Raw genomic sequence first — 13,189 nt, 5'->3', positions numbered from 1 at the left:
GGGGTCCCGCTGGGAAGGTTCACACTGGGATTGTCGTTGAATGTCTGTGCCTGGTGTGATTGACGTGGACCCCGGGATTTCGAGTCGAGGAGCCTGACTGTGTCGCCGTTACCACCGCTGGTCGAGCCAGCTGCTCAACTGACGCGCGAAGAGGTTGCGCGCTACAGCCGCCACCTGATCATCCCCGACCTCGGGGTGGACGGGCAGAAGCGGCTCAAGAACGCTCGCGTGCTGGTGATCGGCGCAGGCGGGCTGGGTTCGCCGACCCTGCTGTACCTGGCCGCCGCTGGCGTTGGCACCATCGGCATCGTCGACTTCGACGTCGTCGACGAATCCAACCTGCAGCGCCAGATCATTCACGGTCAGTCCGACATCGGACGGTCCAAGGCGCAGAGCGCCAGGGATTCGGTCCTGGAGATCAACCCGCTGGTCGAGGTGCGGCTGCACGAGGTCCGGCTGGACGAGTCGAACGCCGTCGAGCTGTTCGAGCAGTACGACCTGATCCTCGACGGCACCGACAACTTCGCGACCCGCTACCTGGTCAACGACGCCGCGGTGCTGGCGGGCAAGCCCTACGTGTGGGGCTCGATCTACCGGTTCGAGGGTCAGGTGTCGGTGTTCTGGGAGGACGCCCCCGACGGTCTTGGCCTGAACTATCGCGACCTGTACCCCGAGCCACCACCGCCGGGGATGGTGCCGTCATGCGCCGAGGGCGGCGTGCTTGGCATCCTGTGTGCGTCGATCGCGTCGGTGATGGGCACCGAGGCCATCAAGCTGATCACCGGCATCGGCGATCCGCTGCTTGGCCGGTTGATGGTCTACGACGCGCTCGACATGACCTACCGCACGATCAAGATTCGCAAGGACCCCGCGACGCCGAAGATCACCGAGCTGATCGACTACGAGGCGTTCTGCGGTGTGGTGTCCGAGGCCGCCGCCGAGGCCGCGGCCGACTCGACGATCACTCCGCGCGAACTTCGTGAGCTGTTGGACTCCGGCAAGCCGTTGGCGCTGATCGACGTCCGCGAGCCCGTCGAATGGGACATCAACCACATCAAGGGCGCCGAGCTGATCCCGAAGTCCGCATTCGAGACCGGTGAGGCGTTGGCCAAGTTGAAGGTCGATCGCACCCCGGTGTTCTACTGCAAGACGGGTGTGCGGTCGGCCGAGGTGCTGGCCATCGTGAAGAACGCCGGCTTCGCCGATGCGAAGCACGTGCAGGGCGGGATCGTGGCGTGGGGCAAGCAACTCGAACCCGACATGGTGATGTACTGACGGCGGGTTGGCCCGAGCACAGCTTAGTCTGACCTGTGTGACTGCCGACCAGCCGCCTGATCACGTGCTGGCTGCGTTCGGCCTCACCGGGCTTCGGCCCGCGCCCCTCGGTTCGAATTGGGAGGGCGGCTGGCGCTGCGGCGAAGTCGTGCTGTCCATGGTGGCCGACCACGCGCGCGCCGCATGGTCGGCCAAGGTCCGCGAGACGCTCTTCGTCGATGGTGTGCGGCTGGCCCGCCCCGTGCGCTCCACCGACGGCCGCTACGTGGTCGCCGGTTGGCGCGCCGACACATTCGTCACCGGCACGCCCGAGCCGAGACACGACGAGGTCGTGTCGGCCGCCGTGCGGCTGCACGAGGCGACCGCGCGCCTGGAACGCCCGCGCTTCCTGACGCAGCCGCCGTCCGTGCCGTGGTCCGACGTCGACGTGTTCGTCGCCGCCGACCGTGCGGCGTGGGAGGACCGTCCACTGCATGCGCTGCCGCCCGGTGCGCAGGTGGCGCCCGGTTCGTCCGACGGGCAGCGGTCGATCGAGCTGATCAATCAGCTTGCCTCGCTGCGCAGGCCGACGCGCGGCCCAAGCCAGTTGGTGCACGGCGACCTGTACGGCACCGTGCTGTTCGCGGGCACCACCGCGCCGGGCATCACCGACATCACGCCGTACTGGCGCCCCGCGTCGTGGGCGGCCGGGGTGGTGGTCGTCGACGCGCTCGCCTGGGGTGAGGCCGACGACGGGCTTGTCGAGCGGTGGACGTCCCTGCCAGAGTGGCCGCAGATGCTGTTGCGCGCGTTGATGTTCCGGCTGGCCGTCCATGCACTGCACCCGCGGTCGACGGCGGCGGCGTTCCCCGGCCTCGCGCGCACGGCCGCTCTGGTTCGACTGGTGCTCTGACCGCCCTCAGAACTCGTGGCGCACCTCGACCAGGCGCACCCGGCCGTCGATGGCCAGCACCCCTTCGGCGCGAAGCAGTTCCAGTTGCCGGGTCGCAATGTGGGCGGCGGGCCTGCCCGACGCGCCGAGCACCCGGTGCCACGGCAGGTCCGAGGAGTCGGTGCGCATGATCCACCCGACGATCCGCGCACTGGAAAGTCCTGCCGCGTCAGCGATGTCGCCGTAGGTGGCCACCCGGCCGGCAGGTATCGACGCGACGAGGGCACGCACGTTCTCGACCTGCTCGTCGGTAACGGGTGCCATGTCAGCCCGCGTGCCCGCGGATCACTTCGGCGGTCTCCGCAGGCCTGGACTGGGCCACCATGTGATCGCAGTCGAAGTCGAGCAGAGTGAAGTCAGAACCGAGCCGTGCGTCGAGCGCCGAGACGATCTCTTCGGAGACGTACGGCGGATCGGTTCTGGTGGCGCGGATCAACGAGGTGGGCGTGCCCTCGCGCGGTAACGCGAATGGTCGGGCGAGCTCGCTCCAGTAGGACATCATCGCCGGGATGCCGATCCGCCAGCCGACGCGTCCGTTAGGCAGCGCGACCAGGTGCTCGTCGAGTTCGGCGTCGACGTCGGCCGCGGGGACGTCGGCCCAAGAGCCAGAGACCTTCTCGTTGCGAGCCTCGTCACGGTCGGTGTAGTCCGGCGACTCCATCATCGAGTCGGCGATCTCGTGCATCCAGGCGCCGTCCAGGCCAACCGCGGGATCGAGCAGCACCAGCGCCGCGACCAGATCGGGCCGGGTCGCCGCGAGAGCCAGCGCGATCGCGCCGCCGAACGAATGTCCGACCACCGTCACCGGGCCCGCCGAATCGGCGTCCAGCACCGTTGCCAGCGCGGCCACGTTGGCGTCGATGGTCCACGGTGCGGCCCATGACGACCGGCCGTGGCCGAGCAGGTCCGGCGCGGCGATCGAGTACTCGGGCAGGTGCCGGTTGGCCAGTGGCTCCCACCGTCGGCCGTGTCCGGTCAGCCCATGGATGGCCAGGATCTGGGTCGGCCCGGCTGGGCCGTAGCGGTAGGTGTTCAGCGCGTCGGTATGGGAGGCCACGGCATCGATGCTGCCAGCAGGCGCGTCGGGCTGATTTGTCGGACCCCCGTGGTGTCCTGTCGTCATGCCCGCTTCGCACGTCGACCTGTCGCCCGCCGCGCTGACCGAGCCTGGTCTGCACGGCACCGTGCGCCTGCTCGGCGGTCCTGGAACGGGCAAGTCGCAGCTGTTGACCCGGATCGCTGCTGGCCGAATCGCCGCGGGCTGCGATCCCGAATCCGTTCTGCTGCTGACCGGTTCGGCAAGGCTGGGCATGCAGGCAAGGGCGGCGGTCACGTCGGCGCTTCTGGGCGACGCCACGTCTGGGCCGGTGGCCGTGCGCGAGCCGCTGGTCAGGACGGTGCACTCGTACGCCTTCGCGGTGCTCGGTCAGGCGGCTCGACGCAACGGGGATCCGCCGCCGCGGCTGATCACCAGCGCCGAGCAGGACGGCATCATCCGCGAGCTGCTGGCCGGTGACTTCGAGGACGGTGACGATGCGTCGGTCCGCTGGCCGGCACAGTTGCGGCCGGCACTCCTGACCGTCGGGTTCGCCACCGAACTGCGCGACCTGCTGGCACGCTGCGCTGAACGTGGAGTCGATCCGCTTGAGCTGCAACGCATCGGGCGGAGGGCCCAGCGCCCCGAGTGGGTGGCCGCAGGGCGGTTCGCCCAGGTCTACGAGCAGGTGATGCTGCTCCGCTCGGCGGTCGGCATGGCGGCGCCGCAAGCGACCGTGCCCGCACTCGGGGCTGCCGAACTCGTCGGTGCCGCGTTGGACGCATTCGCCATGGACCAGGAGCTGCTGGCCGCCGAGCGGGCACGCATTCAGCTGCTGCTGGTCGACGATGCTCAACACCTCGATCCGCAGGCCGCCCGGCTGGTCCGGGTGCTGGCCGCAGGCGCGGAGCTCAGCGTCATCGCAGGGGATCCCAACCAGGCCGTATTCGGTTACCGCGGCGCCGATCCCGAACTGTTGCGCGACGACGCGGCGCCTGCCGTCGTCTTGACGGAGTCGCACCGCTGCGCACCCGCCGTGGCGCGCGCGGTGACCGGCATCGCGCGACGGCTCTCCGGTGCGGACGCGGCCCGCGAAATCACCGGTGACGATTCACGGGACGGTTCGGTTCGCGTGCGGATCGCGGCGTCGCCGCACGCCGAGTCGGCGCTGGTCGCGGATGCGCTGCGCCGCGCACACCTGATCGACGGCGTGCCGTGGTCGGAGATGGCCGTCATCGTGCGGTCGGTGCCGCGCGCAGGAACGTCGCTGGCCCGCGCATTGGCCGCTTCGGGGGTGCCGGTGGATCAGCCCTCGACGACCGCCCTGGCAGAACACCCGGCCGTGGCCGCGTTGTTGACGGTGCTGGACGCCACCATCCACGGCCTCGACGGTGCCCGGGCGACGTCGCTGGTGACCGGGCCGATGGGACGCGTCGACCCGGTGTCGTTGCGGCAGTTGCGTCGCGCGCTGCGCAGGGCAGACGGAAGCCAGCCGCCGCGCGAGTTCGCCGACCTGCTCGTCGGATTGCTCGAGGGCATCCCAGGAGGACTGCCCGACCTGCCCGATCAACTTGCCCGGCCGTTGCGCGGGGTCGCGACGGTGCTCGACGCGGCCGGTCGTGGCGAAGCGCGCCAACGGGATCCCCGGGTCACGCTGTGGCAGGCGTGGCACCAGAGCGGCCTGCAACGCCGCTGGCTGACCGCGATCGAACGTGGTGGGTCGGGCGGTGTGCAGGCGGGCCGCGACCTCGATGCGGTGACCGCGCTATTCGACGTCGCCGAGCAATACGTGACGCGTACCGCGGGTGCGTCGTTGACGGGGTTGGTGGATCACGTGCGCGCGATGGCGCTGCCCGTGATCGGCAGGGATGACCGCCGGGCGGGGGAGTCCGTCGCGGTGCTGAGCGCGCATGCCGCGCTTGGTCGTGAATGGGAGGTCGTGGTGATCGCCGGGCTGCAGGAGGGGTTGTGGCCCAACACCGTTCCACGCGGCGGCATCCTCGCGACGCAACATCTGGTCGACGTGCTCGACGGCGTCGCCGATCCGATGACCCGGTCGGTGTCGACCAGGGCGCCGCTGCTTGCCGAGGAGCGCAGGCTGCTCGTCGCGGCGTTGGGACGGGCCCGCTCGCACGTCGTCGTCACGGCGGTCGACGGTGACGAGGGCGACGAGTCGGCGATGCCGTCCCCGTTCTGCGCCGAGCTCGCGGCCCTGGCCACCGGCAGCGACGCCGAGACCGATCCCGTCCCGGTCCATGCGCCACGGGTGTTGGCGCCCGCCGCGCTGGTGGGACGGTTGCGTGCGGTGGTGTGCGCCCCTGCCGAGGCGGTCGACGAGGCGTCGCGTGCCTGTGCAGCAGCACAATTGGCACGCTTGGCGGTGGCAGGCGTGCCCGGTGCCGACCCGGAGCAGTGGTACGGCACGACGCCGTTGTCCACCGACGACCCGTTGTGGTCGGGCGAGGGCCACGTCGTGACGCTGTCGCCGTCGCGGCTGCAGACGCTGACCGACTGCCCACTGCGCTGGCTGCTGGAGCGCCATGGCGGAGCCGACGGACGCGACGTCCGTTCGGCGCTGGGGTCGCTGATCCATGCGCTGGTCGCCGACCCCACCATGGGCGAGGAGCAGATGATCGCCGAGCTCGAACGGCATTGGGCGGAGCTGCCGTTCGACTCGCAGTGGCACTCCGACAATGAGTTGCAGCGCCACCGCACGATGCTGTCGACGTTCGCGCAGTGGCGGGCCGGGACGCGCAGGGAGTTCACCGAGGTCGGTACCGAGATCGACGTGGACGGCATCGTGGAGCCTGCCGAAGGCTTGCGGCCGGGGGTGCGGGTGCGCGGCCGGGTCGACCGGTTGGAGCGCGACGCCGAGGGCCGGCTGGTCGTCGTCGACGTCAAGACCGGCAAGACCCCGGTCACCAAGGATGACGCCCAACGGCACGCCCAGTTGGCGGCTTATCAGCTGGCCATCACCGAAGGTCTTCTGCCGCACGGTGATCAGGCCGGCGGGGGCCGCCTGGTGTATCTCGGCAAGGTCGGTTCGACCGGGGCATGCGAACGTGACCAGGACCCGATGACCGCCGAGGGTCGGGAAGCCCTGCGGGAGTCCGTGCGCGACGCCGCCGCCGCCACGCAGGGGCCCGAGTTCGTGGCACGCATCAACGACGGGTGTGCGCACTGCCCGGTGCGGGCGATCTGCCCGGCACAGGCCGCGATCGGGGGACGAGCATGACCGCCCGTTACGGTCCGGTCGAACTCGCCGATGCGCTCGGCATCTTCGCGCCGACCGAGGAACAGGCCGCGGTCATCGAGGCGCCGCCGGGGCCACTGGTGGTGATCGCGGGGGCGGGGGCGGGCAAGACCGAGACGATGGCCGCGCGGGTGGTGTGGCTGGTGGCCAACGGCCACGCCCGTCCGAGCGAGGTGCTCGGGCTGACCTTCACCCGCAAGGCGTCGGGCCAACTGCTGCGCCGGGTCAGGACCCGGCTGGCGCGGCTCGCCGGTGCGGGCCTCATTCCCGGGGGCCAGGGCGACGCCGCCGACGAACAGGCGACGGTGGCGACCTATCACGCCTTCGCGGGCACCCTGCTGCGCGAGCACGGTCTGCTGCTGCCGGTGGAGCCGTCGGCCCGGCTGATCAGCGAGACCGAGCTGTGGCAGCTGGCGTATCGCGTGGTGTGCGAGCACCCGGGCCCGCTGGACACCGAGAAGTCGCCTGCCGCGGTGACCGCGATGGTGTTGCGCCTGGCCGGGCAGCTCGCCGAACACCTCGTCGACACCGGTCAGGTCCGCGACACCCACCTCGAACTCGAGCGGTTGGTGCACACCCTGCCTGCCGGGCCGCGGCAACGCGACGGCGGGCCGAACCAGTCGCTGCTCAAGATGCTGGCCACCCAGACCGAGCGTGCCGAACTGGTCCCGTTGGTCGACGCGCTGCACGCCAGGATGCGGGCCGAGAACGTCATGGACTTCGGCATGCAGATGTCCGCGGCGGCCCGCCTGGCTGCCGCCTTCCCGCAGGTGGGTGCGGAGCTGCGGGCGCGTTACCGGGTGGTGCTGCTCGACGAGTACCAGGACACCGGCCACGCCCAGCGGATCGCCTTGTCGTCGCTGTTCGGCGGGGGAGTCGATGACGACCTTGCGTTGACCGCCGTCGGCGACCCCATTCAGTCGATCTACGGTTGGCGGGGCGCATCGGCGACGAATCTGCCGCGGTTCACCACGGACTTCTGCCATGCGGATGGCACGCCTGCGCCGACCCTGGAACTGCGCACCAGCTGGCGCAACCCGCCCCGCGCGCTGCGGCTGGCCAACGCGGTGTCGACAGAGGCACGCCGCCGGTCGGTGGCAGTGCGTGAACTGCTGCCCCGCCCCGACGCTCAACCCGGCACCATCCGGTGCGCGCTGCTGGCCGACGTGGCACGCGAAAGAATCTGGGTAGCAGACGAATTGGCCAGGATCTACCACGGTGCCCGTGATGCCGGGGCGGCGGTGCCCACGGCAGCGGTGCTGGTGCGCCGCAACGCCGACGCCGCGCCGATCGCCGACGCACTGACTGCGCGCGGTGTGCCCGTCGAGGTCGTCGGGCTGTCCGGCCTGCTGGCCATCTCGGAGGTCGCCGACGTGGTGGCGATGTTGCGGCTGGCCGCCGACCCCACCGCGGGGGCCGCCGCGATGCGGGTGCTGACCGGGCCGCGCTGGCGGCTCGGCGCGGCCGACGTCACCGCGCTGTGGCGGCGTGCCGTGGAACTCGACGCCTCCGGGCGGGCCGCCGACCGCGCGTCCGCCGCCGAGATCGTGGCCGCCGCGGGGCCGGATGCAGACTCCGCGTGCCTGGCCGATGCGATTGGGCACCCGGGACCGACGGACCGGTACTCGCAAGAGGGGCACCGTCGCATCGTGGCGCTGGGCCGCGAGCTGACGCTGCTGCGCGCTCAGCTGCACCATCCGCTGCCCGACGTCGTCGCCGAGGTGCGGCGCATGCTCGGCGTCGACGCAGAAGTGCGTGCGGCGCGGATGGTTTCGGCAGGGTGGAGCGGCACGGAGCACCTCGACGCCTTCACCGACGTGGTGGCCGACTTCGCCGCCCGGCCAGGGGCTTCGGTGTCCGGTCTGCTGAGCTACCTCGATGCCGCGATGGACGTGGAGAACGGCCTGGCGCCCGCCGAGCTCAGCGTCGCGCACGATCGGGTGCAGATCCTGACGGTGCACGCGGCGAAGGGACTGGAATGGCAGGTCGTCGCCGTGCCGCACCTGAGCGCTCGGGTGTTCCCGTCGACCGCGTCGCCACGGACCTGGTTGTCGGACCCGGCCGACCTGCCGCCGCTGCTGCGCGGTGACCGCGCGACGGTATCGGAACACGGCGTGCCGGTTCTCGACACCAGTGATGTCAACGACCGCAAGGCGTTGTCGGACAAGATCACCGAACACAAGCGTCGCCTCGACCAACGCCGCGTCGACGAGGAGCGCCGCCTGCTGTACGTGGCGCTCACCCGTGCCGAGGACACGCTGCTGCTGACGGGCCACCACTGGGGTGCCACCGAGCTCAAGCCGAGGGGACCATCGGATTTCCTCGTCGAGATCCGTGACGTGATCGAGCAGTCGGCGGCCGAGGGCGATCCCTGCGGTGTCGTCGACGAGTGGGCGCCCGCCCCTGCCGATGGCGACCGGAATCCGCTGCAGGAATCGGTGACCGAGCGGTCGTGGCCGGCCGATCCGGCGGCCGCGGCCAGGGTCGACCTGGATCGGGGTGCCGAGCTGGTGGCGTCGGTGATCGGTGATCGGGGCGAGCGAAGCGACGGGGGAAAGGATCGGGGCGAGCGAAGCGACCGGGGAAAGGACGGCGCCCCCGATACCGCCGATTCAGGCGACGTGGATGGTTGGGCGGCTGACGTCGACGCCCTGCTGGCCGAACGCGAGCGTGCGGTGCAACGCCTGCCCGTCGCGCTGCCCGCTCAGCTATCGGTGAGTGCGTTGGTGGACATCGGTCGCGATCCCGGGGGTGCGGCTCAGCGGCTGCAACGCAGGATGCCCGCCCGTCCCGACCCCCACGCGTCGCTGGGCACGGCGTTCCACGCCTGGGTGCAGCGCTTCTATCACGCCGAGCGGTTGTTCGACCTCGATGACCTGCCAGGGGCGGTCGACGGTGATTTCGGTCGCGCAGAGGACGACGACCTTGCCGAGTTGCAGGCCGCGTTCGCGCTGTCACGGTGGGCGACCCGCACACCGGTCGACGTGGAGACGCCGTTCGACATGGTGCTGGGCGACACCGTGGTGCGCGGCCGCATCGACGCCGTTTTCGCTGACGACGACGGCGGCGTCACCGTCGTCGACTGGAAGACCGGTGAAGCGCCCGATACGCCCGAGGCGTTGCGGCAGAATGCAATTCAGCTCGCCGTGTACCGGCTGGCGTGGGCCGCGATGCGACGTGTTCCGGTGTCGTCGGTGCGGGCGGCCTTCCACTACGTGCGCAGCGGTGTCACGGTCGCGCCCGACGAGCTGCCGGGCGCCGGTGAACTGGCCGCGCTGTTGGACGCCGCCTAACGAGGCGCGTTGCGGCGGATCTTGAGCGCCGAGGTGATCATCGGCACCTGCAGCGGCAACCGGGCGAGCGAACCGATACGGAGGGGCCAGCCCTTGCCCCACCACAGCCGGACCTGGTTGACGTTCGCCGGGAAGACGCCGATGAACAGCGCGACGGCCGCCAGGGCACCGATCCGCCGGGTGCGGGGGACCAGTAGCAGCGCGCCGGTCGCCGCCTCCGCGACACCCGAGGCCAAGGTGTACAACCGCGCATTGCCTGGCAATTCGGCGGGAACGATCGAGTCGAACGGCTTCGGCGCCGCGAAGTGCAGAACGCCCATGCCGACCAACATGACGCCCATCCGTTGGGCGGGGACCTGGCTGGGCGGACTGTCGACTGATGGGGTGACGGAGGTCATGGTTACATTGTGCTGTGCTGCGCCTCCGGCGGATGATGGGCCCTCGTGGGCAGGGGTAGGTTGCGTCGGCAGCTCGAGGCCATCGATCAGAACCTGACCTCCCGGCCGGACGCCGACCTGGTCGGCATCCTGAACATCCCCAAGCCGTTCGTCAGCCCGACCCGCAGGATTCTGATGCGCGTCGTGTACGCGCTGGCAGCGCTGTTCCTGGCGGTCTTCATCGTGTACTTGGACCGCGGCGGCTACCGCGACGTCCAGGACAACGAGTTGTCGTTCCTGGACTGCCTGTACTACGCAACCGTGTCGTTGTCGACGACCGGCTATGGCGACATCACCCCGTTCACCCCGTCGGCGAGGCTGATCAACGTCCTGGTGGTCACGCCGCTGCGCATCGCGTTCCTGATCGTGTTGATCGGTACCACGGTCGAGACGCTGACCACCCAGTCGCGCCAGGCGTTCGACATTCAGCGTTGGAGGAAGTCCGTGCGCAATCACACCGTCGTCGTCGGCTACGGCACCAAGGGCAGGACGGCGGTCGCCGCGATGATCGGTGACGACGTCGCGGCAGGCCAGATCGTCGTCGTCGACGAGAACCCCGCCGCGCTCGAGCGGGCCAAGAGCGCCGGGCTGGTGACGGTCCGCGGCAATGCCACCGACTCGGAGGTGCTGCGGCTGGCCAGCGCGCAGCACGCCAAGTCGATCATCGTCGCGACCAACCGCGACGACACCGCCGTGCTGGTCACCCTCACCGCACGCGAACTCGCGCCCAACGCCAAGATCATCGCTGCGGTCAGGGAGGCCGAGAACCAGCACCTGCTGCGGCAGTCCGGTGCCGACACCACCGTCGTCACCTCCGAGACCGCGGGACGGCTGCTCGGCATCGCCACCCAGACCCCGTCCGTCGTCGAGGTGATGGAGGACCTGCTCACGCCCGATGCGGGTTTCGCGATTGCCGAGCGCCCGGTCGAGACGACCGAGGTCGGCGGATCGCCAAGGCACCTGGCCGACATCGTGCTCGGCGTGGTCCGCAACGGCAAGCTGCTGCGCGTGGACCAACCCGAGGTGGATGCGGTGGAACTGGGCGACCGGGTGCTGTACATCCGCAGCGCGAACGCCGACCGGTAGTACCGGTGGGTAGAGGCGCAGCCACGCGGGGAATAGTGGTGCCGTGACCGACTTTCAGCTCCGCAACGTCCCTCTGCTGTCGCGGGTGGGCGCCGATCGCGCGGACGTACTGCGTACCGACGTCGATGCCGCCGTTGCGGGCTGGGCGGACGCGTTGGTGCTTCGGGTCGACCACCGCAACCAGGTGCTGATCTCCGGCGGCAAGGTGGTGCTCGGCGCCGCGTCGAAGCTGTCCAAGACTCCTGCGGACAACGCGGTGTTCCTCGGCAGGCTCGAGGACGGCAGGCACGTGTGGGGGATACGTAGCGCGCTGGAGGGCCCAGAGGATCCGCACGCCGAATCCGAGGTGCTCGACCTGCGCAGGGCCGGTGCCATCTTCGACGACGTCAGCGCACAACTGGTGGCGACGGCCACCGCACTGCTGAATTGGCATGACGGCGCGCGGTTTAGCGCAGCCGACGGCTCCCCGACACGGGCGGTCAAGGCCGGATGGTCGCGCGTCAACCCCACCAACGGTCACGAGGAGTTCCCGCGGATCGACCCGGCGATCATCTGCCTGGTGCACGACGGGCACGACCGCTGCGTGCTGGCCCGCCAGACGGTGTGGCCGGAGCGGCTCTTCTCGCTGCTCGCCGGATTCGTGGAGGCGGGCGAGTCGTTCGAGGCGTGTGTGGCGCGCGAGATCAACGAAGAGGTCGGACTGACCGTGTCCGACGTCCGCTATCTGGGCAGTCAACCGTGGCCGTTCCCGCGCTCGCTGATGGTGGGCTTCCATGCCATCGCCGACCCCGAGCAGGAGTTCGCGTTCAACGACGGCGAGATCGCCGAGGCGGATTGGTTCACCAGGGACCAGGTGCGCGCTGCCCTCGAGGACGGCGACTGGAGCAGCGATTCGCCGTCGCGGCTGCTGCTGCCCGGCTCGATCTCGATTGCCAGGGAGATCATCGAGTCATGGGCGGCGCTGGACTAGAGCCAGGACCTCTGTCGGGGGAGTCTCTCAATCTGGACCTGCATGCGCTGCAGTCAGGGCTGACCTCCAGAGTCGCCGGACTTGGGCGAGCTCGTTGACGCGGCCGACGAAGATGGTGCGTCGTCCGGGCTGCTGGTGGCAGAATTTGGTTCGGCGGGTTCGCAGCGGCGGGAAATGGTTGTGCAGGTCGGGATGGCATAGCTGAGCCGGCCGCTCGGGGCGGGATAGGTCGCGAAGCACGCAGCAGCCGAGATCGGTCAACCACGCTTTCTCAGGCAGTAACTCGCGAACGACATCACTTGTCGTGCCGGACAGTAGGGTTTGGCCTCCGTGCCCGAGCTCGCGCAATCGCGCTGCGCGGTTGATCGTTGGCCCCATGTACTTGCCCTCATCGCGCAACTGAACTTCGCCGGTATGCAAACCGATCCGCAGGCGGATGGGTGCCAGAGCAGCCCGTTGTAGGGCCAACGCACACGCCACCGCATCGCCAGCGCGGGTGAACGCCACCACGAAGCTGTCTCCCTCACCTTGCTCGATCGGGCACACGCCGTTGTTGACGTGGACGAGTTCGGCGAGCCTGCGATCCAGTGTGGCCAACGCAGCCGCCATCTCGTCAGGCTGGGTTTCCCACAGCCGGGTGGAACCCTCGATGTCGGCCAGCAGCAGCGTCACGGTCCCCGTCGGCAACGTCTGGTCCGCGGTACGATCGTGAAAGTTGTTCGGCGACGGATTGTGTCGTGGCGGCGGGCTCTGTCCTTCTAGCTCTGATGCCGGCGACGGTGGGCGGATGATTAGCGACATGCGATCCCCCGATTTCGAAAAGCCCTGCAAAGGACTGATTTTCGATGACGAGATCCATTTTGTTGCGTCGAGACACGCGTGGCCACCGTGTGTGCAACACGATTGGC

9 protein-coding genes and 1 pseudogene are annotated in these 13,189 nt (G+C 69.8%); 6 read left to right on the top strand and 4 right to left on the bottom strand.

Translation table 11 applies throughout. From position 1 onward, the window contains the following. Positions 1-99 precede the first annotated feature (99 nt). Positions 100-1,275 (top strand): adenylyltransferase/sulfurtransferase MoeZ, encoded by a 1,176-nt coding sequence (gene moeZ / locus HNP02_RS28005; protein ID WP_184443892.1) that lies wholly within the window; start codon positions 100-102, stop codon positions 1,273-1,275. A gap of 37 nt (positions 1,276-1,312) precedes the next feature. Continuing rightward, entirely contained in the window at positions 1,313-2,167 is an 855-nt protein-coding gene (locus tag HNP02_RS28000; RefSeq protein ID WP_184443891.1) for a TIGR02569 family protein, read from the top strand. A 6-nt stretch (positions 2,168-2,173) separates the two neighbouring features. Here the strand turns inward: HNP02_RS28000 and HNP02_RS27995 are convergent, their stop codons facing one another. Continuing rightward, entirely contained in the window at positions 2,174-2,470 is a 297-nt protein-coding gene (locus HNP02_RS27995) for an MGMT family protein (RefSeq protein ID WP_184443890.1), read from the bottom strand. Between the two features lies 1 nt (position 2,471). Beyond that, positions 2,472-3,263: an alpha/beta hydrolase gene (locus HNP02_RS27990; RefSeq protein WP_309241715.1), complete on the bottom strand. Its 792-nt coding sequence runs from the start codon at positions 3,261-3,263 to the stop codon at positions 2,472-2,474. Between the two features lie 64 nt (positions 3,264-3,327). Between HNP02_RS27990 and HNP02_RS27985 the strand changes: the two genes are divergently transcribed. Next, positions 3,328-6,477: an ATP-dependent DNA helicase gene (locus HNP02_RS27985; protein ID WP_184443888.1), complete on the top strand. Its 3,150-nt coding sequence runs from the start codon at positions 3,328-3,330 to the stop codon at positions 6,475-6,477. After that, positions 6,474-9,788 (top strand): ATP-dependent DNA helicase, encoded by a 3,315-nt coding sequence (locus tag HNP02_RS27980; protein ID WP_184443887.1) that lies wholly within the window; start codon positions 6,474-6,476, stop codon positions 9,786-9,788. The genes HNP02_RS27985 and HNP02_RS27980 overlap by 4 nt, the downstream gene beginning before the upstream one ends. On the opposite strand, the gene HNP02_RS27975 is transcribed toward HNP02_RS27980, so the two are convergent. Then, on the bottom strand, positions 9,785-10,186 hold the full coding sequence (locus HNP02_RS27975; protein ID WP_184443886.1) for a hypothetical protein: 402 nt from the start codon (positions 10,184-10,186) through the stop codon (positions 9,785-9,787). The two genes, HNP02_RS27980 and HNP02_RS27975, sit on opposite strands and share 4 nt — an antisense overlap. Before the next feature lie 45 nt (positions 10,187-10,231). Here HNP02_RS27975 and HNP02_RS27970 point away from each other — a divergent pair, with 45 nt between their 5' ends. Next, positions 10,232-11,311, top strand: coding sequence for a TrkA family potassium uptake protein (locus tag HNP02_RS27970; RefSeq protein ID WP_184443885.1), 1,080 nt, complete (start codon positions 10,232-10,234; stop codon positions 11,309-11,311). Between the two features lie 43 nt (positions 11,312-11,354). After that, positions 11,355-12,281 (top strand): NAD(+) diphosphatase, encoded by a 927-nt coding sequence (gene nudC, locus HNP02_RS27965; protein WP_184443884.1) that lies wholly within the window; start codon positions 11,355-11,357, stop codon positions 12,279-12,281. 69 nt (positions 12,282-12,350) lie between these two features. Here the strand turns inward: nudC and HNP02_RS27960 are convergent. Then, a pseudogene (locus HNP02_RS27960) lies at positions 12,351-12,968 on the bottom strand (adenylate/guanylate cyclase domain-containing protein); the annotation flags it as partial. Between the last annotated feature and the right edge of the window lie 221 nt (positions 12,969-13,189).

Origin of the sequence: Mycobacterium sp. AZCC_0083 (assembly GCF_014202335.1) — a bacterium.
Taxonomy (GTDB): domain Bacteria; phylum Actinomycetota; class Actinomycetes; order Mycobacteriales; family Mycobacteriaceae; genus Mycobacterium.
This window is presented reverse-complemented; position numbering and strand designations above follow the sequence as displayed.

What these genes read in the sequence shown, in the direction of transcription:
- HNP02_RS27975 (WP_184443886.1), bottom strand. Translation starts at nt 10,186, where the DNA reads ATGACCTCCGTCACCCCATCAGTCGACAGTCCGCCCAGCCAGGTCCCC.
- HNP02_RS27995 (WP_184443890.1), bottom strand. Translation starts at nt 2,470, where the DNA reads ATGGCACCCGTTACCGACGAGCAGGTCGAGAACGTGCGTGCCCTCGTC.
- HNP02_RS27985 (WP_184443888.1), top strand. Translation starts at nt 3,328, where the DNA reads ATGCCCGCTTCGCACGTCGACCTGTCGCCCGCCGCGCTGACCGAGCCT.
- HNP02_RS27980 (WP_184443887.1), top strand. Translation starts at nt 6,474, where the DNA reads ATGACCGCCCGTTACGGTCCGGTCGAACTCGCCGATGCGCTCGGCATC.